Annotated in this window: 26 protein-coding genes; 11 read left to right on the top strand and 15 right to left on the bottom strand. The window is 53.6% G+C overall.

Annotation, left to right across the window (positions count from 1 at the left end; genetic code table 11):
* Positions 1 to 186: 186 nt before the first annotated feature.
* From M1D91_RS12715 to M1D91_RS12690, 6 genes are all read left to right on the top strand, one after another.
* Positions 187 to 2,184: a TonB-dependent receptor domain-containing protein gene (locus M1D91_RS12715; RefSeq protein WP_437432917.1), complete on the top strand. Its 1,998-nt coding sequence runs from the start codon at positions 187 to 189 to the stop codon at positions 2,182 to 2,184.
* A 234-nt stretch (positions 2,185 to 2,418) separates the two neighbouring features.
* On the top strand, positions 2,419 to 3,009 hold the full coding sequence (gene paoA / locus M1D91_RS12710) for an aldehyde dehydrogenase iron-sulfur subunit PaoA (RefSeq protein WP_437432916.1): 591 nt from the start codon (positions 2,419 to 2,421) through the stop codon (positions 3,007 to 3,009).
* Entirely contained in the window at positions 3,006 to 3,968 is a 963-nt protein-coding gene (locus M1D91_RS12705; protein WP_437432915.1) for an FAD binding domain-containing protein, read from the top strand. The genes paoA and M1D91_RS12705 overlap by 4 nt, the downstream gene beginning before the upstream one ends.
* Positions 3,958 to 6,156, top strand: coding sequence for an aldehyde oxidoreductase molybdenum-binding subunit PaoC (gene paoC / locus M1D91_RS12700; RefSeq protein ID WP_437432914.1), 2,199 nt, complete (start codon positions 3,958 to 3,960; stop codon positions 6,154 to 6,156). Before M1D91_RS12705 ends, paoC begins: the two co-directional genes overlap by 11 nt.
* A gap of 24 nt (positions 6,157 to 6,180) precedes the next feature.
* The gene (locus M1D91_RS12695; RefSeq protein WP_437432943.1) at positions 6,181 to 7,095 is read left to right on the top strand and encodes an XdhC family protein; all 915 of its coding nucleotides are present in this window, start codon (positions 6,181 to 6,183) and stop codon (positions 7,093 to 7,095) included.
* Between the two features lie 11 nt (positions 7,096 to 7,106).
* Positions 7,107 to 7,658, top strand: a complete 552-nt coding sequence (locus M1D91_RS12690; protein WP_437432913.1) for a nucleotidyltransferase family protein — start codon at positions 7,107 to 7,109, stop codon at positions 7,656 to 7,658.
* Between the two features lie 48 nt (positions 7,659 to 7,706).
* Here the strand turns inward: M1D91_RS12690 and M1D91_RS12685 are convergent, their stop codons facing one another.
* Entirely contained in the window at positions 7,707 to 8,588 is an 882-nt protein-coding gene (locus M1D91_RS12685) for an alpha/beta fold hydrolase (RefSeq protein WP_437432912.1), read from the bottom strand.
* Positions 8,589 to 8,857: 269 nt separating this feature from the next.
* Between M1D91_RS12685 and M1D91_RS12680 the strand changes: the two genes are divergently transcribed.
* On the top strand, positions 8,858 to 9,223 hold the full coding sequence (locus M1D91_RS12680) for a hypothetical protein (RefSeq protein WP_437432911.1): 366 nt from the start codon (positions 8,858 to 8,860) through the stop codon (positions 9,221 to 9,223).
* A 273-nt stretch (positions 9,224 to 9,496) separates the two neighbouring features.
* Complete coding sequence (locus tag M1D91_RS12675) at positions 9,497 to 10,036, top strand: DUF2058 domain-containing protein (RefSeq protein ID WP_437432910.1); 540 nt, start codon at positions 9,497 to 9,499, stop codon at positions 10,034 to 10,036.
* A 33-nt stretch (positions 10,037 to 10,069) separates the two neighbouring features.
* Here M1D91_RS12675 and M1D91_RS12670 read toward each other — a convergent pair whose 3' ends face one another.
* The 3 genes from M1D91_RS12670 to M1D91_RS12660 all read right to left on the bottom strand — a co-directional run bounded on the left by M1D91_RS12670 (position 10,070) and on the right by M1D91_RS12660 (position 12,430).
* The gene (locus M1D91_RS12670; protein WP_437432909.1) at positions 10,070 to 10,768 is read right to left on the bottom strand and encodes an RluA family pseudouridine synthase; all 699 of its coding nucleotides are present in this window, start codon (positions 10,766 to 10,768) and stop codon (positions 10,070 to 10,072) included.
* A gap of 66 nt (positions 10,769 to 10,834) precedes the next feature.
* Complete coding sequence (locus M1D91_RS12665; RefSeq protein ID WP_457975797.1) at positions 10,835 to 11,332, bottom strand: hypothetical protein; 498 nt, start codon at positions 11,330 to 11,332, stop codon at positions 10,835 to 10,837.
* Positions 11,333 to 11,629: 297 nt separating this feature from the next.
* Positions 11,630 to 12,430, bottom strand: coding sequence for an MBL fold metallo-hydrolase (locus M1D91_RS12660; RefSeq protein WP_437432907.1), 801 nt, complete (start codon positions 12,428 to 12,430; stop codon positions 11,630 to 11,632).
* A 137-nt stretch (positions 12,431 to 12,567) separates the two neighbouring features.
* On the opposite strand from M1D91_RS12660, the gene M1D91_RS12655 reads away from it, so the two are divergent.
* Positions 12,568 to 13,317: a phage antirepressor KilAC domain-containing protein gene (locus M1D91_RS12655; RefSeq protein ID WP_437432906.1), complete on the top strand. Its 750-nt coding sequence runs from the start codon at positions 12,568 to 12,570 to the stop codon at positions 13,315 to 13,317.
* Here the strand turns inward: M1D91_RS12655 and M1D91_RS12650 are convergent.
* The 4 genes from M1D91_RS12650 to M1D91_RS12635 form a co-directional block, all read right to left on the bottom strand.
* Positions 13,314 to 14,081: a hypothetical protein gene (locus M1D91_RS12650; protein ID WP_437432905.1), complete on the bottom strand. Its 768-nt coding sequence runs from the start codon at positions 14,079 to 14,081 to the stop codon at positions 13,314 to 13,316. The two genes, M1D91_RS12655 and M1D91_RS12650, sit on opposite strands and share 4 nt — an antisense overlap.
* Before the next feature lie 2 nt (positions 14,082 to 14,083).
* Entirely contained in the window at positions 14,084 to 14,281 is a 198-nt protein-coding gene (locus tag M1D91_RS12645) for a hypothetical protein (protein WP_437432904.1), read from the bottom strand.
* A 181-nt stretch (positions 14,282 to 14,462) separates the two neighbouring features.
* The gene (locus tag M1D91_RS12640; RefSeq protein ID WP_437432903.1) at positions 14,463 to 16,265 is read right to left on the bottom strand and encodes a sensor domain-containing protein; all 1,803 of its coding nucleotides are present in this window, start codon (positions 16,263 to 16,265) and stop codon (positions 14,463 to 14,465) included.
* Between the two features lie 134 nt (positions 16,266 to 16,399).
* Positions 16,400 to 17,725: a cation:proton antiporter gene (locus tag M1D91_RS12635; protein ID WP_437432902.1), complete on the bottom strand. Its 1,326-nt coding sequence runs from the start codon at positions 17,723 to 17,725 to the stop codon at positions 16,400 to 16,402.
* Between the two features lie 371 nt (positions 17,726 to 18,096).
* Here M1D91_RS12635 and M1D91_RS12630 point away from each other — a divergent pair, with 371 nt between their 5' ends.
* Both M1D91_RS12630 and M1D91_RS12625 read left to right on the top strand, forming a co-directional pair.
* The gene (locus M1D91_RS12630; protein WP_437432901.1) at positions 18,097 to 19,290 is read left to right on the top strand and encodes a zinc-dependent alcohol dehydrogenase; all 1,194 of its coding nucleotides are present in this window, start codon (positions 18,097 to 18,099) and stop codon (positions 19,288 to 19,290) included.
* A 57-nt stretch (positions 19,291 to 19,347) separates the two neighbouring features.
* Positions 19,348 to 19,854, top strand: a complete 507-nt coding sequence (locus M1D91_RS12625; protein WP_437432900.1) for a 2-oxo-tetronate isomerase — start codon at positions 19,348 to 19,350, stop codon at positions 19,852 to 19,854.
* 9 nt (positions 19,855 to 19,863) lie between these two features.
* Here M1D91_RS12625 and M1D91_RS12620 read toward each other — a convergent pair whose 3' ends face one another.
* The 7 genes from M1D91_RS12620 to M1D91_RS12590 all read right to left on the bottom strand — a co-directional run bounded on the left by M1D91_RS12620 (position 19,864) and on the right by M1D91_RS12590 (position 24,736).
* Complete coding sequence (locus M1D91_RS12620) at positions 19,864 to 19,962, bottom strand: DUF2474 family protein (RefSeq protein ID WP_457976336.1); 99 nt, start codon at positions 19,960 to 19,962, stop codon at positions 19,864 to 19,866.
* A 35-nt stretch (positions 19,963 to 19,997) separates the two neighbouring features.
* Complete coding sequence (gene cydB, locus M1D91_RS12615; protein ID WP_437432898.1) at positions 19,998 to 21,008, bottom strand: cytochrome d ubiquinol oxidase subunit II; 1,011 nt, start codon at positions 21,006 to 21,008, stop codon at positions 19,998 to 20,000.
* A complete protein-coding gene (locus M1D91_RS12610) occupies positions 21,008 to 22,408 on the bottom strand; it encodes a cytochrome ubiquinol oxidase subunit I (protein WP_437432897.1) in 1,401 nt (466 codons plus the stop codon). Before M1D91_RS12610 ends, cydB begins: the two co-directional genes overlap by 1 nt.
* Before the next feature lie 72 nt (positions 22,409 to 22,480).
* Positions 22,481 to 23,356, bottom strand: a complete 876-nt coding sequence (locus tag M1D91_RS12605; RefSeq protein WP_437432896.1) for a manganese catalase family protein — start codon at positions 23,354 to 23,356, stop codon at positions 22,481 to 22,483.
* A 20-nt stretch (positions 23,357 to 23,376) separates the two neighbouring features.
* Positions 23,377 to 23,883 carry a ferritin-like domain-containing protein gene (locus M1D91_RS12600; RefSeq protein ID WP_437432895.1) on the bottom strand — a complete coding sequence of 169 codons (507 nt, stop codon included), beginning with the start codon at positions 23,881 to 23,883 and terminating at the stop codon, positions 23,377 to 23,379.
* A 71-nt stretch (positions 23,884 to 23,954) separates the two neighbouring features.
* The gene (locus M1D91_RS12595) at positions 23,955 to 24,452 is read right to left on the bottom strand and encodes a YciE/YciF ferroxidase family protein (RefSeq protein ID WP_437432894.1); all 498 of its coding nucleotides are present in this window, start codon (positions 24,450 to 24,452) and stop codon (positions 23,955 to 23,957) included.
* A 101-nt stretch (positions 24,453 to 24,553) separates the two neighbouring features.
* A complete protein-coding gene (locus tag M1D91_RS12590; protein ID WP_437432893.1) occupies positions 24,554 to 24,736 on the bottom strand; it encodes a con-10 family general stress protein in 183 nt (60 codons plus the stop codon).
* Between the last annotated feature and the right edge of the window lie 445 nt (positions 24,737 to 25,181).

Raw genomic sequence — 25,181 nt, 5'->3', positions numbered from 1 at the left:
AGATTGATTACCATTTGCGACACGTAAACAACTGTAAAGAAAAATGACATGTCTTCACAACCGGTGAGAAGCAGAGCGCGCGTTACCTTTTGGTTGGAACCTTCACGCAAAGCCGCGATGCAGGTGGAGACTGTCAACATTAACCGCCTTTACGCCCCACTTTAAACCCACGTTAAGGACGCTTCAGTGATTACCCAGACACGCATAGCCGTGGCGATGACGCTCGCCCTCGCACACCTTCCCGCTGCTGTTTTGGCCGCAGATAACGAGACAAAAAATGAAGATGAGCTGGTGGTGACGGCCACCGGCTTTAGCCAGGAACGGCGCGAAGCACCTGCCACCATATCCGTGGTTGACGAAAAAGCGCTGAACACCCGCTCGAATCAGAATGTTACGGAGGCACTGCACGAAATGCCCGGTGTGCTGACGGGCAGTGGAAACGGTAGCCTGGCGTCAGGGGATGTGCAGATGCGCGGCATGGGGTCAACCTACACCGCGTACATGGTGAACGGTATTAAACAAGGCACCCGCGAATCCCGTCCTTACGGTCATCACATCGGGTCGGAGGCGAACTTTATGCCGCCGCTCGCCGCCATTGAGCGCATTGAGGTTATCCGTGGGCCGATGTCCTCGCTCTATGGATCCGACTCCATTGGCGGCGTGGTTAACGTTATCACCAAAAAGGCGTTCAACCTTGAGAGATGGACCGGCGTGCTGGAGGACAACTACTTCCTTCAGGAGAAGAGCGAATACGGCAACACGAATCAGACCAATGCTTTTGTCATGGGGCCGGTTATCCCCGGTAAGCTTGGGATCAGCGTCGGTGCTGACTATCTCGATCGCCGTGATGACGACAGCGTGAACGACGAGCGTTTTGTTAAGCACCAGGCCGGAAATCTGGATGCTACCGTGTCGATGTCTCCCGTTGACACCCAGCTATGGGAGCTTAATGCATCACGGGGACTGCAGGAGAAAACGCATAACGACAGCGCGTGGTACTGGGGGTTTGAGCGTGAGGCGGCCTCGCTTTCTCAACATGCCTGGTATGGCGATGACCTGGTGGAGGCGAGGAACTTCATCAGCTACGAAAAAGCCCGCACCGAATACCGTGTGCCCGGCATGTCTTCGCAATTTATTGAACAACGTAATGTTGAAGCCAATAGCGCGAATACCTTTACCCTTGGCGATCACAAACTCACGGTGGGGGCAAACTTCACCCGAAATTCGCTTGATGACACCTTTGGCATTGAGGACAAAATCGCGCCAGGGGTTACGCCGGTCAGTAAAATCCACCGCGACGGATGGGCGCTGTTTGCAGAAGATGCGTGGATGATGGTGCCGGACTTCACGCTCACCACCTCTGCACGTCTGGATCACGATAGCTACTTTGGCTACCACGTTACCCCTAAGCTTTATGGTAACTGGACTATCGACGAAAGCTGGGCCCTGAAAGGGGGCGTATCGGCAGGGTATAAAAAACCGGATTTACGGGAGAACAACGCCGGATTCACCAGCGTTTACGGTGCCTATCCCTATTCAGAAATCGGCATCGGCAATGACGATTTGAAACCGGAAGAGAGTGTGAATACCGAGGTGGGCCTGTACTGGCAGCAGGACGCACTGGCGCTGGATGCGACCCTCTTCTACACCCGGTTTAAAAACAAAATCAGCGACAGAACCATCTGCACAGCCTCCGGGACACAGACCTGTCAGTACAATGGCTATGTGGCGCAGACGGTGTTCCAGTATTTCAACATCAGCGATGCAGAAATCTATGGACTTGAGCTGAACGGAGACTGGCAGGTAACGGACACACTGAAGGCGAATGCGAACTACACCTGGACTCACAGCGAGCAGAAGAATGGCATTTATAAGGGCTATGCGTTGAGTGAGTACCCGAGCAGCATGGCTAACGTCTCGCTGACCTGGAATGCGGCACAAGCCCTGGAGTTGTGGACTAAAGCCAGCTGGCGCAGCAATACGCCGGATCTCGGAACCGCTAACTCAACAGAAGCTTATGCGCTGGTTGATTTAGGTGCCCGTTACCATCTGACCAAAGACATCACCCTGATGGGAGGCGTCTATAACCTGTTCGATGTTAACCCGCTCCATGTCACCTCCTATAACCAGACCTCCATTCTGGAAGGACGCCGTTACAATATAGGGGCGCGCTACGAGTTTTAATCCTCCAGCCGGAGCCCTCACGCTCCGGCGTTTTCCTCCTGTTACTCCTGGATAAGAGAGACGCTCTGTCCCTTTTATGCCAGCAAACCCGCCCACCGGATGCGCCTCGCCCGTTTCCCTTTTAAGAATAATCCTGCCGCACCTGGCGACTATGCTTAACCATTATTCAAAAAACGCATAAAGCGTCGGTTAATTTTTCTGATTTCTATAAATAAAACATACTGGAGGCCTGGCATGAGCAACCAAGGCGAAACCCCGGCAGCGTTGTCACCTGCGCGTGAGAACACCGTCAGTACTACCCCCGCACCTGTCATCCTGCCGCTTTCGCTGAAGGTGAACGGCGTGATGCATCAGCTTGACGTGGATACCCGCACCACCTTACTTGATGCCCTGCGGGAAAATCTTCATCTGACCGGCAGTAAAAAAGGCTGCGATCACGGTCAGTGCGGGGCCTGTACCGTCATTGTGGATGGGCGCAGGATCAACAGTTGTCTGACCCTTGCCGTGATGCATCAGGATGCGGAGATAACCACTATTGAAGGTCTCGGCACGCCGGATAATCTTCACCCCATGCAGGCGGCGTTTATCGAGCATGACGGATACCAGTGCGGCTACTGTACGCCTGGACAAATTTGCTCCTCGGTGGCGATGTTGCAGGAAATTGAAGCGGGCATTCCTAGTCACGTCACGCACGATCTGGTGTCACCGCCCCGACGAACGCCTGAAGAGGTGCGCGAGCGTATGAGCGGAAATCTCTGCCGCTGCGGCGCGTATGCCAACATTCTGGCTGCAATTGAAGAGGTAGCGGAGGGGGGCGAATCATGAAGGCTTTTACCTATGAGCGCGCCACGACTGCCGCCGCGGCAGCCGCCAGTGCACAGCGTACGCCTGGGGCAAAGTTCATCGCTGGCGGGACCAACCTGCTCGACTTGATGAAGCTTGAAATCGAAACTCCGGTTCATCTCATTGATGTAAACGGACTGGGACTCGATAGCATCTCGGCCACAGAGGAGGGAGGGTTGCGCATCGGCGCACTGGTGCGCAATACCGATCTTGCGGCGCATCCGGTGGTGCGCCGCGACTACGCCGTCCTTGCACGTGCGCTACTGGCGGGGGCATCGGGTCAGCTGCGTAACCGCGCGACGACCGCAGGTAATCTGTTGCAGCGTACCCGCTGTCCCTATTTTTACGATACGAATCAGCCCTGTAATAAGCGTCGGCCCGGTAGCGGGTGCGCCGCGCTGACGGGTTTTAGTCGCCAGCATGCGGTAGTGGGGGCGAGTGAGGCCTGCATTGCAACGCATCCGAGCGATATGGCGGTCGCAATGCGGCTACTGGATGCCGTGGTAGAGACCGTCACTCCGGGCGGGGAGGAGCGCCGTATCCCCCTGGCTGAATTTTACCGGGCACCTGCCGACACGCCGCACCTTGAAAATGTGCTTGAGCCTGGGGAACTCGTCACCGGGGTGACGCTTCCTCCTGCCACCGGCGGCGTGCATATATACCGAAAAGTGCGCGATCGCGCCTCCTACGCGTTTGCGCTGGTGTCCGTGGCTGCCATCATCCAGCCCGACGGCAACGGGCGCGTGGCGCTGGGCGGTGTCGCCCACAAACCCTGGCGGCTCGAAGAGGCGGATAACGCCGTGTCGCAGGGGGCGCTGCCGGTTTATGACCACCTGTTTGCCACCGCAACACCCACCGCCGACAACGCGTTTAAACTCACGCTGGCAAAACGCACGCTTGCCTCTGTTATCGCGCAAGGGAGGGCTAACGATGAAATTTGAAAAACCTGCCGGGACGAACCCCATTGATAAACTCAGAGTGATCAGTCAACCCGTCAATCGTATTGATGGCCCCCTGAAAACTACCGGAACCGCCACCTATGCTTACGAATGGCACGACACGCTGCCGGGGGTAGCCTACGGACACGTGGTCGGCTCCGGCATTGCCAAAGGACGCATCACCTCTCTTGATGTACAGGCGGCAGAAGCGGCACCCGGTGTGCTGGCCGTCATTACCCATGCCACTGCAGGTGCGCTCGGTAAGGGAGAGATGAACGCCGCCGCGCTGCTGGGCGGCCCTGAGATTGAACATTACCACCAGGCCATCGCGCTGGTGGTGGCAAACAGTTTTGAAGAGGCGCGTGCGGCCGCCGGGCTGGTCAAGGTGGACTATGCCCCGGAAGCGGGCCATTACCATCTCGCGCAAGAAAAAACCGCTGTCACCGAGCCGCCGGAAGATACGCCGGATAACATGACCGGCGATGTTGAACGCGCTTTCGCTGAGGCATCCGTGACGCTGGATGCCTGGTATACCACCCCCGATCAAAGCCACATGGCAATGGAGCCCCATGCCTCTATGGCCGCCTGGGAGGGGGATAAGTTAACGGTATGGACCTCCAGCCAGATGATTAACTGGTGGAAAAATGAGCTGGCGAAAACGCTGAACATCGCTGCCGACAATGTGCGTATCATCTCGCCCTTTATTGGTGGCGGCTTTGGCGGCAAACTCTTCTTGCGCAGTGATGCCTTACTGGCCGCGCTGGGCGCGCGGGCGGTTAACCGCCCGGTCAAAGTGATGCTGCCAAGACCCTTTATTCCCAATAACACCACCCATCGCCCGGCAACCCTGCAGCACATCCGCCTGGGTGCCGATGAGCAGGGGCATATCACCGCCATACAGCACCTCAGCTGGTCGGGCAATCTGCCAGGCGGCGCGCCGGAGACAGCGGTAAATCAGACCCGCTTCCTCTATGCCGGTGCCAACCGTCATACCGGATTGCGTCTGGCAACCCTTGATCTGCCTGAGGGGAATTCCATGCGCGCGCCGGGCGAGGCGCCAGGGCTGATGACGCTCGAAATCGCCATTGATGAACTGGCTGAAAAGGCCGGGATCGATCCGGTTGAATTTCGTGTGCTGAATGATACTCAGGTGGATCCGGCGCACCCGGAACGCTTTTTCTCCCGGCGTCAGTTGATCGCCTGTCTGCGTACCGGTGCGGAACGTTTCGGTTGGGCGCAGCGCCATCCTCGGCCCGCGCAGGTCCGCGAGGGGCGCTGGTTAATCGGCATGGGCATGGCTGCCGGTTTCCGCGACAATCTGGTGGGCCCTTCAGGTGCCAGAGTGCACCTGGATGCACAGGGCGTGGTGACCGTCGAGACGGATATGACCGATATCGGCACCGGCAGTTACACCATTATTGCCCAGACGGCCGCTGAAATGCTGGGAGTGCCGCTGAAGAACGTGGTGGTCCGGCTGGGGGATTCTGATTACCCGGTCTCCGCCGGTTCCGGTGGCCAGTGGGGGGCCAATACGTCCACCTCTGGCGTCTATGCGGCATGCGTAAAACTGCGTGAATCCATTGCGCATAAAACCGGGTTTGACCCGGCGTTAGCGGAATTTAGCGATGGGCAAATTCACGATGGAACGCGCAGTGTGGCGCTCACCGAGGCAACCGTGGACGGCCCGCTGACCGCCGAAGATACGATAGAATTTGGCACGCTGGATAAACAGTTTCAGCAGTCCACCTTTGCCGGACACTTTGTTGAAGTGGCGGTCGACAGCGCTTCAGGGGAAGTGCGGGTGCGTCGTATGCTGGCGGTGTGCGCCGCCGGAAGGATCCTGAACCCGAAAACGGCCCGCAGCCAGGTCATCGGGGCTATGACCATGGGGCTTGGGGCGGCGCTGATGGAAGAGTTAACGGTGGACACCGGGCGTGGCTATTTCGTCAATCACGACATGGCCACCTATGAAGTGCCGGTTCACGCCGACGTTCCGCGCCAGGAGGTAATTTTCCTTGATGACACCGACCCCGTCTCGTCACCCATGAAAGCGAAAGGGGTGGGAGAACTGGGACTCTGCGGCGTCAGCGCGGCTATCGCCAATGCCATTTATAACGCAACCGGCGTAAGAGTAAGGGATTATCCCATCAGGCTCGATAAGCTGCTGGAGAAGCTTCCGGATGCCGGGTAAGGAGGGCGCGTGTCCACACACTTCATGACCGAACCGCCGGTTATCACCCCCGTACGGGCCCGGCTGACGGATAACAGCGAAACGGTATTACGCTTTGCCGCCGAGGCGCTGGCGGCAGGCATGGAGGCGGCCCTCGTCACCCTGGTCGGGATACGTGGTGGCGCGGCCCGACCTGTTGGCGCGCAGATGGCCGTGCGCGAGGATGGTCACTATTGTGGCTATGTTTCGGGTGGATGTGTTGAGAATGCTGCGGCATTTGAAGCGCTGGAGGTCATCCGCACGGGTCAGGATCGGCTGATTGATTACGGTCAGGGCTCGCCCTGGTTTGATATTGTCCTCCCCTGCGGGGGAGGTATTACCCTTGCCATCCATAAGCTTCGCTCTGCGAAACCCTTACTGTCGGTCCTCAATGCGCTGGCGCAGCGCCAGAGCGCCACTCTGCGTTACAATGCGACATCGCGCCAGTTAGCGCATGCCTCTGAGAGCGTCACTTTGGGGCAGGAGGATGGCAGCTATTCGGTATGCTACCGACCCCAGGTTCGGGTGGTAGTGGCTGGCGGTGCGCTTGAGGAGCAGGCAACCGCTGCCCTGGCCCAGGCGGCAGGTTATGAGGTTCTGACGCTGGCGGGAATCAACCCGCTTAACCTCAGCGGCCTCATTGACCGTGATACGGCTGTCATTCTGCTCTATCACGACAGCGGGTATGAGCTACAGATCCTGCAACAGGCGCTGGCAGCCGCGCCGTTTTACATCGGCGCGTTAGGTAGCGCGCGCACTCACGAAAAACGCACCAGGAAACTCCAGCAACTGGGTTGGTCTGACGCAGATATTGCGCGTATCCATGCCCCTGTCGGGATCTTCCCAAAAGCTCGCGATGCGCACTCGCTGGCCCTCTCCATACTGGCGCAGATTGCCGCCGTGCGCCAGAGCCCGACATGAAGAGTGCCGCCATGAGCGCTGCCCCGGTCGTACTGGTGCTTGCCGCCGGGCGCGGGATGCGCTTTTATGCCTCTGGCGCTGGCGAACACAAACTGCAGGCTCTGCTGGCAGGAAAACCGGTGCTCTCCTGGGTACAAGATGCCGTGCGTGACGCCGGGCTTCAGAGCTACCTTGTTCAGCCCGCAGGAGGCACGGCGGGGATGGGGGAGTCCATTGCCCTGGGCGTGCGGGCAACCCCAGATGCTGGCGGCTGGCTTATTTTGCCGGGCGACTTGCCGCTTGTCCGGCCCGCGTCTTTGCTGGCAGTGGCGAACGCTGTGCGGGCGCAGCGGGTCGTCGTGCCCCGCTTTCACCAGCAGTCAGGCCATCCGGTGGCGTTCGGACACACATATTATGACAAGCTTGCTGCGCTTAAAGGGGATGAAGGTGCAAAGCATGTGGTCGCCGCCGCCCGCGCTCTGGGGCGGGTGTGGGACCTTCCTCTCGACGACCCGGGCATGACAGAAGATATCGACACGCTCAGTGATGTCGCCCTGGCAGAACAGAGACTGCGTGAGCGGTGAGCACGTTACCCTGTTCCAGGCCGCAGTCCAGTCATCCAACCTAACACGCTATTCCTGCTGCAAAAAAGCCTTTATCTGATGCGTAAACGCCTCCGGTTGATCGTACATCATAAAGTGGAAGCTATTGTCGATGCGCCTGAGTTGCACACCTTTTAGTGCGCCATACGCGTTAGCATAAAGTGCGTCGACCCTGGCGGCTGGAATACCGTACTGCGGATCCCAGGCGTAGAGCACGGTGACAGGTACGCGGATGAGGGATAACTGCGGACGCAAATCGAGGGTCATAATGTCAAATGTTGCATCGGCAAGCGTTTGCCGGTCTGAATCGAGACTGGCCCTGACCAGCTGCTCACGTACGGCGTCGGTTTTTACCAGTCGCGCGATCCCCTGCTGCTGCTGGCGCTTAAATCCGGCTTCATCAGTGGTTAACAGCATCTGGCGAAACTGGCGTGCCTGCGGCGTTACCGACTGGGGCGTTGCACCGGGATCAAACATCAAACTAAAAAAGGGCAATGCATCCACCACTGCCACCCTGCCTGGCAGATCGGGGTGCTGTGCGGCTACCAGTAAGGCGACCTCCCCACCCAGGGAGTGACCGATGATAGCGGGGTGGGAGAGGGAATGGGTTTTAATGTACTCCGCAATAGCCCGGGCGACAGGAGCCACGAACTGCCCGTCTGGTCGGCTGGACGGCGGCTGACCTGCAAATCCCGCCAGCTGCACCTTATGTAAACGGAACCGTGACGTTAACTGCGAAGAGAGATCGCCCCAGACATCGCGCGAGGAGGCAAGGCCCGGAATTAAGATAACATCCGGCCCAGTGCCTTCGCTCTCTACTGTAATGAGGGGAGCGGATGCATTATTTGCCAGCACGGCGGTGCTCAGCATCAGCATCAGAACGGCTAAGAGCGACAATAACAGAGCGCGCATGGTGCATCCTTATTTTTTGGTTCATTGGCCCCGGCCTCTGGCGTGCGCCGTAAGCGGGACGGAATTCGCTTTCTAAGAAAGAGCTGAGGTTGACTTTAACTCACACAAGGTCGGAGAAAAAATCGCGCCTACTATTATTGGTAGTAATTTTTAGCCTTTTCGCGTGAATTAAAAGTAGAGTAACTATTTTGTAAAATTTATACTACAGCATTAATGAATAATGTTAATTATTGAAAGGGATACAATGAAAAAAGTTGTTAATATGTGGAATGGTTCTTCTTGCCTCATCCTGTGCTGATTTCCAGAAAACGGTGGGCGATCAAATGAAAGCGGTGAATGCTGCGCTTAATTCAAAAAATACACCATCATCGCAAACAACGACCTCTGCAAGACGTGTTGGTACCGTTACTAATGACCAGTGCAAAACCAGCGTCGGTAAAACGCGAGCTTATTTTGAAGACATTATTGGTTTTAAACTGAATGAATCTAATGCGTCGAGTTATCTCTCTTTCTCTGAAACCTATAATCTGAAAATTTCCGATCGTAAAGACCGTCTGGGCGGTAATTTCGCCATCTGTATGATATCCATCGATCCGCAGACCGATAAAGTCACGACATTCTCCATGCCAACATAACGGCGCGGATAATAGCCTAAGTAAAAGCCCGCTGGCGCAGACAACACGCCTCTTCGTCATCGGGTATTCCAGTCTACAGGTCGCAGGCGTTGCTTTTACGCAACTCATCTCATCTTTTATTCCCTCATGCGTCTTTATCGCCAGGCTGCTGCTTTCTCTGTGGGTTACGGTCTTATGGCGGCGGGCATTGTAATGTGACCTTCCCCCCGCTGACACTGTGAGGGCAATTACAGGTATACTTCCCTAAATTTTTGACCAGGTTGAAAGACGACGATGACAAAACTTACCTTACAAGAGCAGATGCTCAAAGCGGGCCTCGTGACCAGTAAAAAAATGGCCAAGGTTCAGCGAACAGCGAAGAAATCCCGTGTGCAGGCCCGTGAGGCAAGAGAAGCGGTGGAAGAAAATAAAAAAGCCCAGATTGAGCGTGATAAACAACTGAGCGAACTGCAAAAACAGGCAGCGCTGGCAAAAGAGTATAAAGCCCAGGTCAAGCAGCTGATAGAGATGAACCGCATCACGGTAGCGAAAGGGAACATTGAATTTAACTTCACTGACAACAATGTGATTAAAAAAGTTGTCGTCGACAAACAGACGCAAACGCAGCTGATTAATGGTCGCCTGGCCATTGCGCGTCTGGTGGCTGGCAGCGGCAGTGAAAGTCAGTATGCCATCATCCCTGCGGTCGTTGCCGATAAAATTGCCCAGCGTGATGCGAGCAGCATTGTTCTAAACAGTACGCTGAGTCAGGAGGCGCAGGATGAAGACGATCCTTACGCAGACTTTAAAGTACCTGATGATTTGATGTGGTAAAGCCCTGTTAACGCGCCGGGAATCTTCCCGGCGTCAGAATGGACACTGGCTTTTCATATGCTCTGTTTCGCCGCTTACCGGATGAACAAAACGCAGTTCACTGGCGTGCAGCATCAGCCGGGCGGTGTGCGCCGTACCGGGCAGCGACAGTCCACCATAGAAGTCACAGCCGAGAATCGGGTGCCCTATGTAGCTGGAATGCAGGCGTAGCTGGTGGGTGCGACCGGTTTCAGGGGTAAAAATTACCCGTGTCAACGGGACGCGCACTCCCGCCTCACCCTGACCATAAAAACGGTCCACAACCTGATAGTGTGAACGAGCCGGTTTGCCATTAAGGGCACACACCGACATTAGCGGGAACAATGCCGGGTCTTTGGCAACAGGCGCATCAATCACCCCTTCATCCTTTTCCAGATGTCCGCAAAGCAGGGCGCTGTAGACTTTGGTGACTCGCCGCTGGCTAAACTGCTGGTTTAGGGCGACATTACTGCTTTTATTTCGCGCGATAACCATCAAACCGGATGTGCCAAAGTCAAGGCGGTGGACCAGGGTACACCCCGGAAATTCCTGTACCAGCCGGTAATGTACCGAATCCAGGTTGCGCGGATCCTTGCCCGACAGACTGAGCAGCCCGCTGGGCTTGTCGATTATCAGTAAATGCGCATCCTGGTAGAGGAGCGCTATCTCGTCAGTACAGGGAGGGGCAATGAAGTCATCAAAGTTCGTAGGCATCTGGCTGCACGCAAAAAGAGGGGGCGACAATAGTAACGAATTGCCGGCGCGCAAGCGAACCTTCACTCAATACATTATGTTGGCCATAGCTTTATAACGTTCAGGAAGGGCGCTGTTGAAGGCCAGGATTTTCTCAAGAATATTGAACGCTGGCGTGCCTTTCGCGCGCTCGGCATCGGCGATTGCAGCGCGTAACGTTGCCGCAGCGGCAGAGAGGTTCTGAAACCAGGCCTCAGATTCCGCCGTTTGCAACTCGCCAGAAACCGCATAATAAACCTGCGGCCAGCGGGTGAAGTCCAGCAAAGGCAAGGCGCCGTTATCCACTGAGAGGTTGGTCGCTAATAATGCGTCTGCTTTATCCGGATCCTGTCGTGCTTCAGAAAGCAACTGTAGGCGATATCGTATTCTTGAGAGTTTATCGCGGTGGGAATTATCTGGCGCAAGCTGGGAAATAAAGAATGACAACGTATCATCAGCATCTGATGGGGTAGTCGTGTTTTCCCGTGAAATAACGTCCGGCTGAGAAGGGGCAGCCAAAGCCAGTTGGATTAAATCACTTAACATGTCAAACGTCATCCGCTCGTACTCCGCTAATCCCTTTCATGGTCCGATAACTAAAGCTTAATATTGTCATTAACCAGCACTGCATTATGACTGGTTAATAAATAACGCTAATGAAAATCACTGTAAGCGCAGTTCACTATTTTTAGCGCATGCTATTTATTATTTCCGCTTTACCGCGACCAAATTTAACGTCTGGCCGCAGTTTGCGAATAAGTATTGTTGACGGATTGTTAAATGAAAAACGAAAAAAACTACGCCTTATTGTGAGTAAAACTCAATATAGACGGGGTAAGCCAACTACTGGCTTTTTTCCAGGCAGTCCAGATAGCGTTGCGCTGAACGCTGCACGATATGGTCGGCGTTTCCGGTTATCTCTTTTCCTGTAAAACCGCCATAGAGTCTGTTGAAGCGAATCGCGCGCAGGCGGTCGGCGATATCGCTCACCACCGGGCCTGGTAAAGGGAGCAGGTTTGGGTAACTCCACATAAAGGAGACGGCATCCGCCCCCGGTGTGACCTGAAGTGTATCGCCGGTAAAGAGTGCACCGCCGTCGTTTTCCCAGTGCAGGACGCAGCTGCCGGGAAAATGTCCACCCAGCCGCATCACGGTAACATCTGCGGCCAGCGCCAGTGTTTCGCCTTCCCACAGCCGGATATGAGGGCTCTCACGCATGATCCAGTGGCTATCGCTGCTGTGGAGGTAAACCGGCGCACCGAATGCGGCGGCCCAGTCCTGCATTGTGGTGTAAAAATGTGGATGAGAAATGGCGATGGCGTGAAGTCCGCCGAGTGCGGAGATCAGCGTCCTGGTTGCCTCATCCAGTGTGGTAATACAGTCCCAGAGAATATTACCTGCCGGGGTTCTGAGCAAAAAAGCGCGCTGACCAATGGCAAAAGCAGGAACGGTGGTAAGACTCAGCAGGCTGGTCTCATGCTGTTGCCAGCTATTGGTATGCGAAGACAACAGCAGTGGGACATCGACCCAGCTCTGCCCCTCGGGCGGGACAAACTGACGCGCATCCTGGCAAATCTGGCACTGCTGCGGTCGGCTGCCCTGGAACGCATAAGATGTGCCGCAGGCTTTGCATAACGTAATCATGACACTCTCCCTTGATGGATGAATTGCGCAGCGGATCGAAACTTTTAGCGTAGCCCAAAAAATGTACTGGATATTTAAACAGGTATTGGTTATTCTTTCTACAGGTTGTTATGTGAGCATGAAGAGTGGTGAACGCTATGGTGATTCCTTTGGATATTCTTAATTCGAACGATCGGTTACCAACCATGAGTAGCCGTGAAATCGCAACGCTGACAGGGATAGCCCACAACGAAGTGAAGCGTATGGTGACAAGCCTTGAAACAGCGCAACGCTTATCTCAACCGGTACAACTCCAGATGTACGAACGTAACGGAGAGCAACGGCAGGAGTTTTTGCTCAACAAACGCGATTCGGTGTTAACCGTCGCCCGTCTCTCCCCTGGTTTTACGGCGGATATTCTCGATCGCTGGCAGGCGCGTGAGCAGGCCATCAGCCTGCCGGACTTCACGAACCCCGCAGCCGCAGCTCACGCCTGGGCGGAGCAGTATGAGAAGCGCCAGCGGGCCGAGGAGCAGCTGGCTTTACTGTTTCCCAAGGCCGCGTTCTTTGACGACTTCGTGAAAGTGGAAAAGGCGCTGGGTTTTCGCGAACTGTGCAAAATGCTGAAGGCTAAAGAGCCTGAGTTCCGGCAGTTTTTGCTTGAGCGTAATATCATGCAGCGCGTGAGCGGAGTGCTAATGCCCGCGAAGCATCATATTCAGGCCGGGTATTTTACCGTCCATGATGGGGTGGCTGAGAATCAGCGCACCTGGTCACAGGCGCGCTTTACCGCACGTGGCGTGAAATGGATAGCGGATCTCTGGGCCGCACATCTGGCCTCGCTCCCCCCTGAGATCCCCTTTAGCGATCGCAGCGAACCGGCTGTGCAGGGCCGTAACTGGTTTTAACGCTCCTGTTGGGTATTCAGTTGTTTATGAATACCCATCGCCATCACCTGCGCAGGATGAAAAAGCGACAAGCTCTCCACCTGCGACAGCATCAGCACTTTGCGAAAGTTCAGCGCGGAAAGGATATCGACGTCATGTGAGTCATACCAGGCGCTGTAGTTATGTTCTACATGCAAATCCAGGGTGTTGCGATCGCGATAGCCGCTGAGCATAGGTATCAACACGATGTTATTGGCATCACCACTGTCGAAGGTGGCGGTATGCACCATACCGATGTAAATGCGTTGGGAGGTCAGCGTAACCCATGCCAGATCCCCGCTCTCCATACACTGGTAGATAAGCCCTTCAACGCCATTAGCCCGCGAGAGATGCTTATATAACTCTCTTCTTCCTCCGGTATCCAGACGGGCGCTGGGCGCCCAGTTAGAGCGCCACAGGCAGAAGGTCACGGCGAAGGCGAGCATGACTACCACCGGCCCCTGAATGCCGAGAAACGTCCAGTTCATAAAAGACATATGCAAATGATGGTATTCCGGACCAAAAGTAGCCGGCAGGGCATTCATCGCCCAGGAACTTACCAACAGGCACAGCCATAAAATGGCGGTGGCAAACATGCCCTGTAAAACAAAAATGCAGCCATAGAGGGCCACCAGAAAATAGACGTCCCAGCCAAAGCTGCGTTTAAATTTAAAGCGGGTAGTGAGATCGTGGGAGCTATACCAGTAACCGCACACCATCATTACCATAAAAATTGCCGTACCCATACCTAGGCCCTCTTCAGTGCATCAACGTGTCGCCTGAAGTCCTGCTGGACTTTCTCGCAACGTACATTGACCGAAGTGTTGCCATCGGCATCGACCACGATCCTCTCCCCATCCTCGATGGCATCCTGAATTTCACTATGGCTCATGACCTGAAGTAAGGTGTCAGGGCTTGCGAATAAAGATTTTAAAAACGTTCTCATTAATGACCTCCGGCGGTAAGTATAGAAACCCTCACCGGTAATGTGAGATTTCGTGCAGGATTCCTGGTGCCTTTCCCTTCGACGCATAACGATAGCGGGGAGAATAAATTCAGCTCACGCCAGGTTTTTTGCGCGGGAGCAGGCGGTACGTCGCCGGTGTGCTCCTGCATGTGCAGCCTTTTTACGCGTTATCAGGATCGGTATCGGTGGTCGCCGTGCGGGAGGTGAGCCAGTCGATCAGGTCTTTGGCCATCATGGGGTGGCAGTAATAAAAACCCTGCGCCTCATCGCAGCCAAACTCCCGCAGAATGGCCGCAGTTTCTGCATTCTCAACACCTTCGGCAAGCACGGTGTAATCGAGCTCTTTGAGCATCGTAATGATGTTTTTGGCGATGATACGACTTCCCGTGTCTTCCGCTATTTTGCCAATAATTGAACGGTCGAGTTTGATGACGTCGAGGGGAATTTTGCGCAGGTAATTAATGTTACTGTAGCCCGCGCCAAAATCATCAAGCAGGATATCGAAGCCTTTGTTTTTAAGGATATCCAGCTCCCGGAGCGCTGTCTCGTTGGCAATGATTTCTTCGGTTTCAAGGCATTCAATACGAATATCCGCCGTGGTTAACCCCAGTTTCAGCAGCTTGCTCTCCAGAGCGTTCGCGAAGCCGGGCTGCGAGACATCACTCACCGTGAAGTTAACAGAAACAGGAATGTGGATGTCAGCGGCATGCCAGAGGCCAATCTGGCGCAACGCCTCATTGACTACCCAGTGGGTGATGTCATTCATCAGGCTGGTTTTTTGCGCCAGCCCCACGATGACAGCCGGAGAGATTTGCCCGCGCTCAGGGTGCTTCCAGCGCAGCAGCGCTTCGACACCCACTATCTTTTCTGTGCGTAGTGATACCTTCGGCTGATAGACCAGATAAATCTGGTCTGAGGATTTAAATGCCTGGCTTAAGTCATAGAGCAGTCGGAAATCATCATTGCGTTTCCGATCCAGGGTCACATCAAACTCTTTTACCGGAACAACCTGTCTGATGGCTTCATGCAGGGCGCTGACGCTACGTCTGAGTATCTCGGCAGGAGGGATAGTTCTCCCCTTAAAAAAGACATAGCCGGTGAAGATATTTAACTGCACTTCAATATCCCCGGTGATCAGCGCGCGAGTGGAGGGCAGATTTTTTGCTCTGCGGATAAGTATTCTGGCGTACTGGCTGGTGACCAGAACGGCATAGCGACCTGTCGCAAAGGCATAAAGCGTCACGCTCTTATCTAATTCAAGCCGCATCCTCAGCAGCGGGCCAAAACTGTGCAGCATCTTTTCTATTGCCGCCAGACCCAGATAGCGTGATAGCTCGTAGGCCCGGGGAATGTCTATACAGTCAAAAATGAGTAACGCATGTTGCTGGGTCTTACTCTTGTGCGTCAGTCGTTCAATTTCACCGCGTAAATGCTGGCGGTTGGGTAGCCCCGTGAGCGGATCAATGCGCCCTAACGAGTACCATGACTCGAGATAAGCGCTGGCGAGAGAGGCAATACGTAAAAACTCTTCAATATCGCTCTGCGTCGGGGTAAAGGGGCTTTGTTCACTGACGCATAAGGTGCCAAGCGCATCGCCATCCTTTGTCTTCAGCGGTGCAGCCGCGTAGAAAATAACATGCCCGTTCCTGACGAGGGGATGACCGACAAAGCGGGGGTCGGTGCGGGTGTCGGAGCAGATAACAGGCTGGCAGGCTGCCACAGAATGTTTGCACAGGGTTTCTTCGACAGGCATTTTTCCGCTCAGATCCGGGATATTGAACGAAAATTTAATGTACTGAAATCGATCGTCAAAAATAGTGACAAAACAGCCTGAAACCCCCATCACCCTGCTCGCAAGCCTGGCAAATTCTCCGAGGGCGCGGTCGCGTTCTGCGTCATCTCTTTTCAGAATCTCAATAGCAGCAAGTTTTCTTGCTTCTTTTTTATTCAGGCCTGAGAACATAAATGCTCCTTAGGAACGCGCAGAACGGCCTTCTGAACAGTGCGTCAGTGGGCGCTCATCGGGAATACAAGCTGCTCTTTTTTTTATCCTCTGTGTTATGAAAGATAGCAGTCATTACCGGATTAATGGGCTGGTTAGTGCTGCTGTCGTTTATTTCTCAGGGCCAGCAGGGGAGTGACCGATATCCCGTGCACCAGCACGCTCAGGGTCACAATGGTGATGGCCATGTCGGTGAGCGTGTCTGCACTGCCTCCCTGAAGCCCATGCATGTACGCAAAGGCGATATAGTTCAGGCTGCCAATGCCCCGGATGCCGAGCCAGCCAAGACTGAGACGGTGGAAAAAGGAGGCGCCCGAACGCCAGGTAATAATGAATACGGCAAGCGGTCTGATAACCACAAAAATGATGAAGGCCAGTAAAAGCGCGTGGGCGTCCCAGTGCAGTGCCAGTGTCACACCGAGAATAATCACCAGCGTGGCGGCAAAGATGCGCTCTACCGTATCGCCAAAGGAGAGCGCGTCTCCGATAACCAGGCCGACCGATTTAATGGGGTTTTGCTCTTCCAGCCCGTGCCGGGTATGGGGATTAACCTGCATCTCAGCGGGAATATCGTGCTCTTTTTCAGTTTCATTGGGGTGGCGCTTCTGCACGGTGACTTCTGCACTGCGTAAGCCAACACCAGCGGCAAACGCCGCGAGAAAACCCGAGGCGCTCACGGCCATTGCCAGGGAAAAGCTCAGGCAAATTAAGGCGAGGGCAATGAAATCACTGGGGGCGACTTCACCCTGAGCATGGCGTGAGCGGGTCGCCACCAGCCCAATGGTCCGGCCTAACAAAAAGCCGATCGCAAGGCCCCCCGAGAGAGCCCAGAGGAGATCCACGCTGAACCAGGTTAACCATTCATGGGAATCAATAGTGCCGCTGGCTTTGTGCCAGACCAGCGCCAGCATCAGGAAAGGGAGCGCGGTCCCGTCATTAAGACCCGCTTCGCTTGAAAGCGCGATACGAAGCTTGTCACCATCCTGTGCATCAGTGATGGCGACCAGGCTTGCAAGCACCGGATCGGTGGGGGCAAGAATAGCGGCCAGCGCCAGCGACAGCGGCCATGAAAGCCCGGTAAGAAAGTGTGAAACCACCATTATCCCGGCGATGGTCAGTAACATGCCCGGAACAGCCAGCATCACCCCCATCTTCCAGTAGGAGGAGGTAAGGGGGAGGCGAATCTTAAGCCCGGTAATAAACAGTGAAGCCGCCATGGCGATTTCGGTGATGCGGCTGGTCAGGGAAGCGTGGGTGGCAATATCCAGATTAATAAATCCCAGTACCCAGGGGCCGCAGACGATCCCTACCAGTAAATAGAGGCCAAAGACCGGGATGGGAACGCGGCTAATCCAGCCATAAGAAAGTGACATCAGTAAAAGCAGGCAGCCGGTTGCTGCGGTCCAGGCCAGGTAATCCATTTTACTCCACACGCTGTAGCAAACAAAAAAACATATTTTGAAGGGTATAGTTGCATAAACGCAGATATTCCAGTTTTCAGCCGGAATAGTCCGAAGAGTGCAGCGAAAATGAACAGCATTAATACCGTTTCGGTTGTTGAGGACGGTAATTAAATAGCTGAGATTCAACGCCAGCAAAGGGTTTATGTTCTAATCTTAATGAAAGAATGGAACGCTAATTGCCGATATTCTGACGAAATAACGATGGGTAGCTCAATTACTGGGTTACTCCAGCAGATTCAGATTTATACCTGGGACCTGTCACTGAATTATATTTTCAGGCGGCCGTGGAGTTCCTCTAAAATCATTAATCCTTTTCGGGAGAATTGCTGATGAAAGCACTGACTTATCATGGGCCTCATAAGGTCAGCGTCGATAATATGCCCGATCCTGGCCTCGAAGCCAGCGACGATATCATTCTTCGGGTAACCGCAACGGCAATCTGTGGTTCGGATTTGCACCTCTACCGTGGAAAGATCCCTGGCACTGAGCATGGTGATATTTTCGGGCATGAATTTATGGGAGAAGTGGTTGAGGCGGGCCCGGACGTGAAAAACGTCAGCAAAGGCGATCGCGTGGTCATTCCGTTCGTTATCGCCTGTGGTGACTGCTTTTTTTGCCGCCTGCAACAGTATTCGGCCTGCGAAACCACCAACTCAGGGAAAGGGGCGGCGCTGAACCGTAAAAGCATCACGCCGCCTGCTGCGCTTTTCGGCTACAGCAATCTCTACGGAGGCATTCCCGGTGGCCAGGCAGAATATGTGCGTGTGCCGAAAGCTAACACCGGTCCTTTTAAAGTGCCGTCACACCTGCCTGATGAAAAAGTGCTTTTCCTTTCCGACATCCTGCCAACCGCATGGCAGGCGGTGAAGAACGCCGAGATTAAGCAGGGCTCCCGCGTCGCGATTTATGGCGCCGGGCCGGTGGGGTTGTTATCCGCCGCCTGTGCTCGTCTGATGGGAGCAGAGCAGATTTTCATGATTGACCACAATGATTATCGTCTGGCCTTTGCCAGTCAGCGATATGGCGTGATCCCCATTAATTTCGATCAGAATGACGATCCAGCGGCCTGGATTATTGATAACACCCCTGGTCATCGCGGGGTGGATGCAGTGATTGATGCCGTTGGGTTTGAGGCAAAGGGCAGCATTACGGAAACGGTACTCAGTACCCTGAAAATTGAGGGAAGCAGCGGCAAGGTGTTACGCCAGGCGATTGCCGCTGTGCGTCGTGGTGGGATCGTCAGCGTCCCTGGTGTTTATGCCGGGTTCATTCATGGATTTATGTTTGGTGATGCGTTTGATAAAGGGATCACATTCAAGATGGGGCAGACTCACGTTCACGCGTTCCTGCCTGATTTACTTGAGCTTATCGATAAAGGGCATCTCACTCCGGAAGAGATAGTGACCCACCACATGCCGCTTGAAGACGCGGCGCGTGGTTATGAAATCTTTGAAAAACGCCAGGAGGAGTGCCGTAAGGTCATTCTGGTGCCGGGGATGCAAGGCGAGAAAGCAACCCTGTAACTGCTAAGGGCGGCCCGCGTGGCGAGGCCGCCCTCTAATCTTACTAAGAGGTGAAAGATGACAGAGCAAACAGTATCCATTGCCAGGGAGCTTGGACGTGTACTGACTAAGAAAAATTTGCAACTGACCACTGCGGAGTCCTGCACTGGCGGGCTGATAGCCTCTTCATTATGTGCTGCGGGAGACACGCCCGAGTATTACGGTAGTGGCTTTATCACCTATACCAACGAAGCGAAAATTGCCGTGCTGGAGGTTAGCTATGAGACCATCGCGACGTGGACTGCGGTAAGCGAGCAGACGGTAAAAGAGATGGCGGCAGGGGCGCAACGGCGTTCTGGTGCGAACGTGAGTCTGGCGGTAAGTGGCTATGCAGGTCCCGATGGTGGAGAAGATGGTACACCGGCAGGCACCGTCTGGTTCGCCTGGCAGTTGCCTGATAACAAAGTCCATACCCAGTTAAAACACTTTGAAGGGGATAGCGAGTCGGTGGTAAAAGCCGCTGCCGCCTGGGCAATGAGCGCATTAATCACCTTATTAAAAGATGAAGGCTCACCAACCCGCTAATCCTTAATTTCAGGTATGAAGGCCAGCCATTGACATTAAAAGTTTGATCAATGAGCTGGCGACAAATAATGCCAGGACGCTGCCAAGCCACAGCAAAACGAACCACATTATTTTTTTTACGGTCGCCTTTTGTTTATATGACATCAGTGGTATCCCTCCCCATGCTGAATTTTCCCACGGAACACGTAATAACTCCAGAAAGTGTAAATCAGTATCACCGGAATAATCAGCAAAGCGCCCACTAACATAAAGCCCTGGCTCTGTGGCGGTGATGCTGCCTGCCATAATGAGATGTCCGGCGGAATAATATTTGGCCAGATACTGATACCCAATCCGCTAAAACCTAAAAAGATAAGCCCCAGCGTCAAAATAAAGGGCAGCGCATGAAACCGCGTGTCGTTTAGGGTTCGCCATAGTAATACGCTCAGCACTACCACCAGCAGGGGAACGGGTGCAAAGAACATCAGGTTAGGGAAGGTGAACCAGCGCCCGGCAATAGCCGAATGGGTCAGGGGAGTCCAGATGCTGACAACCGCCATCGCCAGTAATAAAGCCAGCAGCAATGTCCTGGCGGCCCGCCGCATACGGTTCTGCAGATTACCCTCGGTTTTCATCACCAGCCAGCTCGCGCCCAGCATCCCGTAGGTGATGACCAGGCCTATTCCGCAGAAGAGGTTGAACGCCGTCAGCCAGTCCAGCGCGCCACCGCTGAAGGTGCGACCCGACACGGGAAATCCGTTTATCACGGCGCCCACCACGATGCCCTGCGTAAAGGTGGCCAGCAGGGAACCGCCGAGGAAGGCTTTGTCCCAGAAAGGTTTGTGCTCCGGCGTTGCTTTGAATCGAAACTCAAATGCTACGCCACGGAATATCAGGCCAATCAGCATTAACGTCAGGGGGATAGCCAGTGCATCAGTGATCACCGCATAAGCGAGGGGGAAGGCCCCGAACAGACCCGCGCCGCCAAGCACCAGCCAGGTTTCGTTACCATCCCAGACAGGGGCGACGCTATTGACCATAACATCCCGCTCACCCTCGTCCTGAATAAGAGGAAAAAGGATACCTATACCCAGATCAAATCCGTCCATGACGATATACATCAGCGTGGCGAAGACAATGATCACAAACCAGATAAGTGACAGATCGATACCCATTAGCTTCTCTCCTCACTATCAAATTTCTCGCCAGCGGCAGACAGCGGACGTGCCGGTCGACCATCGGTAGGATGCGCATCATAAGGCTGCGGTCCTTTCTTGATAATACGCACCATATAGCCATAGCCCACGCCGAATACAGAGGTATAAACCACGAAGAAGGCAAGCAGACTCAGGCTCATCTGTAAGGTACTGTGCAGAGAGACGGCATCAACGGTACGCAGTAATCCGTAAACCACCCACGGCTGTCGTCCCACCTCCGTGGTCACCCAACCAGCCAGAATGGCAATCAGGCCTGCCGGCCCCATCCACAGGGCGAAATGCAGAAAAGGTCGTGAGGTATAGAGCCGATGACGAAACCGAAGCCACAGCGCCGCAAGGCCTAAGGTAATCATCAGGATCCCCATGCCGACCATCACTCTGAATGACCAGAAGACGATAGCAGAGTTAGGTCGCTCATCTTTGGGGAATGATTTTAGCGCCGGAACCTGCTCAGTCAGTGAGTGGGTCAGAATCAGGCTGCCGAGTGCCGGGATCTCGACGGCAAAGCGGGTGCGCTCCTCCTCCATGTCAGGTAAACCGAAGAGGATCAGAGGCGTTGCTTCACCCGGAGGATTCTCCCAGTGGCCTTCAATAGCAGCGATTTTCGCCGGCTGATGTTTCAGGGTATTTAAGCCGTGCGCGTCACCGACCAGGGCCTGAACCGGGGCGACGACCAGCGCCATCCACATCGCCATAGAGAGCATTTTGCGAATTGCCGGGGTATCGTTGCCGCGCAGTAAGTGCCAGGCCGCCGACGCACCGACAAAGAGGGCACTGCTGAGGAATGCGGCGATAGTCATATGAATCAGGCGGTAGGGGAACGAGGGGTTAAATATGACGGCGAACCAGTCGGTGGGAACCACCTGACCGTTGACCACCTCAAAGCCCTGGGGAGTGTGCATCCAGCTGTTGGAAGCCAGTATCCAGAAGGTCGACATCAGGGTGCCGAGCGCGACCATACAGGTGGCAAAAAAATGTAAACCGGGGCCCACTTTATTCCAGCCGAAGAGCATGACGCCAAGAAAACCGGCCTCAAGGAAAAATGCAGTCAGAACTTCATAGGTTAATAACGGGCCGGTTATGCTACCGGCAAATTGCGAAAATCCACTCCAGTTCGTGCCGAACTGATAGGCCATCACCAGGCCCGATACCACTCCCATGCCAAAGTTGACGGCAAAAATTTTCAACCAGAAATGGTACATTGCCCGCCAGTCAGGGTTTTTTGTCTTTAGCCATAACCCTTCCAGCACGACCAGATAACTGGCGAGACCAATAGTAATAGCCGGGAAGATGATATGAAAAGAGACCGTAAAGGCGAATTGTAGCCTTGCCAGATGAAAAGCATCTAACTCAAACATGGTTGCCACCTTAGTGCAAAAAAACACCCCTTATAAAAGGGGTGTCCAGGACAGGCATGATTAACTCATCACCTATTTTTTCTGCGGCTCACCTTTACCAAGCTCAACGCCGGTCACAGGTTCCACGGCGGGATCGGACTGCGTACGCTTCACCATCGCTTTCACCAGAGCCTGCTGTTCACGACTTAAATTGACCGTCGCGAGGCCATCGCCACCGTCAACGGCAGGTTGTGGATTAGCAACATACTCGAAGTTTTCATCGCTGTTCCAGCTGCCACGCGGATCATCGCCTTCCGACATGTTGTAGTACACATTGGTGTACTGCTCAATTGGCGGCAGTTTACCCGGCGGGAAGTTGTTGCGAATCGAGTAAAGGGCTTTCTCAAAAGAGAGCATATGCGCAGCTTCACGGGTCATCAGGAAGCCTAAGGCATCCTTAACACCCGGGTCATCGGTCACATTAATGAGGCGCTCGTAAATAATTTTAGCACGTGCTTCGGCTGCAATATTTGAGCGTAAATCGGCGGTGACTTCACCGATGGTATCGACATAGGCCGCAGTCCAGGGGACGCCTGCGGAGTTGGTTAACGCAGGGCCGCCGCCGTAGAGCAGGGAGGTAATATGACTGTCGTTACCGTTTTGAGTCAGAGAACGATAAAGTTCTGCTTCACTTTCAGTGCCTTCAGCCAGCTGACCTTTCGCCCCTTTATTGAGCATACCGACCAGCGAGCCGATAATCTCAAGGTGACTTAACTCTTCGGTCGCGATGTCCATGAGCATCTCTTTACGGCCCACATCTTCATCGCCAAGACCCTGCGTAAAGTAACGGCAGGCGGCAGCCAGCTCGCCCTGAGGACCACCAAACTGTTCAAGTAACAGGTTAGCCAGCCCCGGATTAGGTTCACTGACCCTGACCGTGTATTGCAATTGTTTAACGTGTCTAAACATAAAGCCTCCTGCTGTGTCCGTTATTTTTTCGCTTCGACGCCATCAGCTGCATCACGCAATAAAAATTGTTCTGTCACATCAGGCAGGTGATTAAATGCCCATTCCGCCATCGCTTTTTCCTGCGTCAGTATTTGCTTGAATACTTCAGCACCGGCGGTATCGCCAACCTTTTCGGCCGCGCGAATCAATGAGGTATAACAAGCAATTTCAAATTGCTCGAAGACGTAGCTGCTGATTGCCCCTTTGACAACTTCATCAGAGGCAAACATGCCACCCACGGTTTGACCCATAGCGCTCATTTTACTGGTGGCATCTTTCATTACTGAACGGTTAATACCGTTACGGTCCATCACTTCTTCGAGAAGCTGAATTTGACCCTGAGTCTCAGTTAAGTGTTGATCGATTCTTGCGCGCAGGTCAGGATAATTATCGATGCGGCTGCTCATTGAGCTCAGCATAGACTCTGCTTGTTTTTCCATTGCATGCGCGTCACGGAGCCAGTCATGGTAATTTTCTTGTGGAGTCATAATAATATCCTTCGTTGTCGTTTGCTTACCAGATTAAGAAGTTCAAAAGGCATTCTGCAGTGCAGAACTATTTATTTGCCTTCAGCTTTAAGATTAATTTTCGTAGTGGCAATTTGAGTTAATAAATCATCAGTGGTTTTTTCTTCCTGTAACGTTTCATCCAGGAGTACTTTTGCTTTTTTCAGTCCTAACTGCCCGGCGAGAGTAGAGAGGGTGCCATAAGAGGCAATTTCATAGTGCTCGACCTTCTGGGCCGCTGCAATCAGACCAGCATCACGAACGCTGCCTTTATCGGTCGCCTCGATGATTTCGTTAGCTTCATCAATCAGCCCTTCCATCGCATGACATTTCATACGCTTAATCTTCAGATTAGGATCGGATTCAATAATCTGATCGATACGTTCAATCTGCCCCTGCGTTTCATCATGGTGCTTTTTGAAGGCATCAGAAAGCTCCTGACTGGAGGCTTCACGCGCGAGTTTTGATAAAGCACGGCTCAGTTGTTTCTCGGCACTGTAAATATCAGACAGCGCATGAATGAAAAGGTCGGTAATAGAGTTAACTTGCATAAAATATATCCTGTAGAAAAGTGAAATTAAAAGCGAGTCCGTTTCGACTCGCTATCAATGTTCACAATTAACGCAAAATTAATTGTGATTTTCGGAATATATTACTCTCCCGATTTACGGCCACCGCCATGGCTTTGTTGACCGCCTTTTTTACCGGCTTCAGATGCACGCTGCGGGTCATTTTTAAAATTACCGCCGCTGCGTTGACCACCTTTGCGACCTGCTTCAGATGCTTTTTCACGATTTTCTGCGAAATTACCAGAACCGCCACGATGTTCAGCCATGTTATTTCTCCAGTTTCGTTGTTTAAATAAACGACATATTTAGCATCTCATGTCGTCGGTGTCCGTATCTAAAACTAGTCGGGGAATGGAATAAGTCAAACGGCAGGGGAAGCGGTTACATTCAGAAATAACCGCCGCTTCGCTTGTTTCCTGAATATAATTTTCAGGCGATTTTTATGAACGTATTTGATATATATCTCAGTAAATAAAGCAGTTAAGCAACGTTAAGTGCTTTTGAAATAATAACATCTGTTATCATTGGTGCTCGTTATGCACTCAGGATGAGATTTTTAGACAAAAACTGACATAAACTTACGTTCAGCATCTGGCTGACATTAGCGTTTTTTATGGTTATTTGAGACAAGTCCTGGGTAAACGTTCGTGCACCGATAAAAAAAGCGCAGGTCATAAAAACCTGCGCCAGCGGGTGCCGCTTATTGTACTG

It is taken from the genome of Enterobacter sp. SA197 (assembly GCF_054131575.1).
The sequence above is the reverse complement of the archived record's forward strand: the minus strand, read 5'-3'. Positions and strand labels throughout refer to the sequence as shown.

Bases quoted from the DNA above. Each gene is read 5' to 3' on its own strand.
- paoA (WP_437432916.1), top strand. From the start codon at position 2,419: ATGAGCAACCAAGGCGAAACCCCGGCAGCGTTGTCACCTGCGCGTGAG.
- M1D91_RS12705 (WP_437432915.1), top strand. From the start codon at position 3,006: ATGAAGGCTTTTACCTATGAGCGCGCCACGACTGCCGCCGCGGCAGCC.
- paoC (WP_437432914.1), top strand. From the start codon at position 3,958: ATGAAATTTGAAAAACCTGCCGGGACGAACCCCATTGATAAACTCAGA.
- M1D91_RS12695 (WP_437432943.1), top strand. From the start codon at position 6,181: ATGACCGAACCGCCGGTTATCACCCCCGTACGGGCCCGGCTGACGGAT.
- M1D91_RS12690 (WP_437432913.1), top strand. From the start codon at position 7,107: ATGAGCGCTGCCCCGGTCGTACTGGTGCTTGCCGCCGGGCGCGGGATG.
- M1D91_RS12685 (WP_437432912.1), bottom strand. From the start codon at position 8,588: ATGCGCGCTCTGTTATTGTCGCTCTTAGCCGTTCTGATGCTGATGCTG.
- M1D91_RS12680 (WP_437432911.1), top strand. From the start codon at position 8,858: ATGGTTCTTCTTGCCTCATCCTGTGCTGATTTCCAGAAAACGGTGGGC.
- M1D91_RS12675 (WP_437432910.1), top strand. From the start codon at position 9,497: ATGACAAAACTTACCTTACAAGAGCAGATGCTCAAAGCGGGCCTCGTG.
- M1D91_RS12670 (WP_437432909.1), bottom strand. From the start codon at position 10,768: ATGCCTACGAACTTTGATGACTTCATTGCCCCTCCCTGTACTGACGAG.
- M1D91_RS12665 (WP_457975797.1), bottom strand. From the start codon at position 11,332: ATGTTAAGTGATTTAATCCAACTGGCTTTGGCTGCCCCTTCTCAGCCG.
- M1D91_RS12660 (WP_437432907.1), bottom strand. From the start codon at position 12,430: ATGATTACGTTATGCAAAGCCTGCGGCACATCTTATGCGTTCCAGGGC.
- M1D91_RS12655 (WP_437432906.1), top strand. From the start codon at position 12,568: ATGGTGATTCCTTTGGATATTCTTAATTCGAACGATCGGTTACCAACC.
- M1D91_RS12650 (WP_437432905.1), bottom strand. From the start codon at position 14,081: ATGGGTACGGCAATTTTTATGGTAATGATGGTGTGCGGTTACTGGTAT.
- M1D91_RS12645 (WP_437432904.1), bottom strand. From the start codon at position 14,281: ATGAGAACGTTTTTAAAATCTTTATTCGCAAGCCCTGACACCTTACTT.
- M1D91_RS12640 (WP_437432903.1), bottom strand. From the start codon at position 16,265: ATGTTCTCAGGCCTGAATAAAAAAGAAGCAAGAAAACTTGCTGCTATT.
- M1D91_RS12635 (WP_437432902.1), bottom strand. From the start codon at position 17,725: ATGGATTACCTGGCCTGGACCGCAGCAACCGGCTGCCTGCTTTTACTG.
- M1D91_RS12630 (WP_437432901.1), top strand. From the start codon at position 18,097: ATGAAAGCACTGACTTATCATGGGCCTCATAAGGTCAGCGTCGATAAT.
- M1D91_RS12625 (WP_437432900.1), top strand. From the start codon at position 19,348: ATGACAGAGCAAACAGTATCCATTGCCAGGGAGCTTGGACGTGTACTG.
- M1D91_RS12620 (WP_457976336.1), bottom strand. From the start codon at position 19,962: ATGTGGTTCGTTTTGCTGTGGCTTGGCAGCGTCCTGGCATTATTTGTC.
- cydB (WP_437432898.1), bottom strand. From the start codon at position 21,008: ATGGGTATCGATCTGTCACTTATCTGGTTTGTGATCATTGTCTTCGCC.
- M1D91_RS12610 (WP_437432897.1), bottom strand. From the start codon at position 22,408: ATGTTTGAGTTAGATGCTTTTCATCTGGCAAGGCTACAATTCGCCTTT.
- M1D91_RS12605 (WP_437432896.1), bottom strand. From the start codon at position 23,356: ATGTTTAGACACGTTAAACAATTGCAATACACGGTCAGGGTCAGTGAA.
- M1D91_RS12600 (WP_437432895.1), bottom strand. From the start codon at position 23,883: ATGACTCCACAAGAAAATTACCATGACTGGCTCCGTGACGCGCATGCA.
- M1D91_RS12595 (WP_437432894.1), bottom strand. From the start codon at position 24,452: ATGCAAGTTAACTCTATTACCGACCTTTTCATTCATGCGCTGTCTGAT.
- M1D91_RS12590 (WP_437432893.1), bottom strand. From the start codon at position 24,736: ATGGCTGAACATCGTGGCGGTTCTGGTAATTTCGCAGAAAATCGTGAA.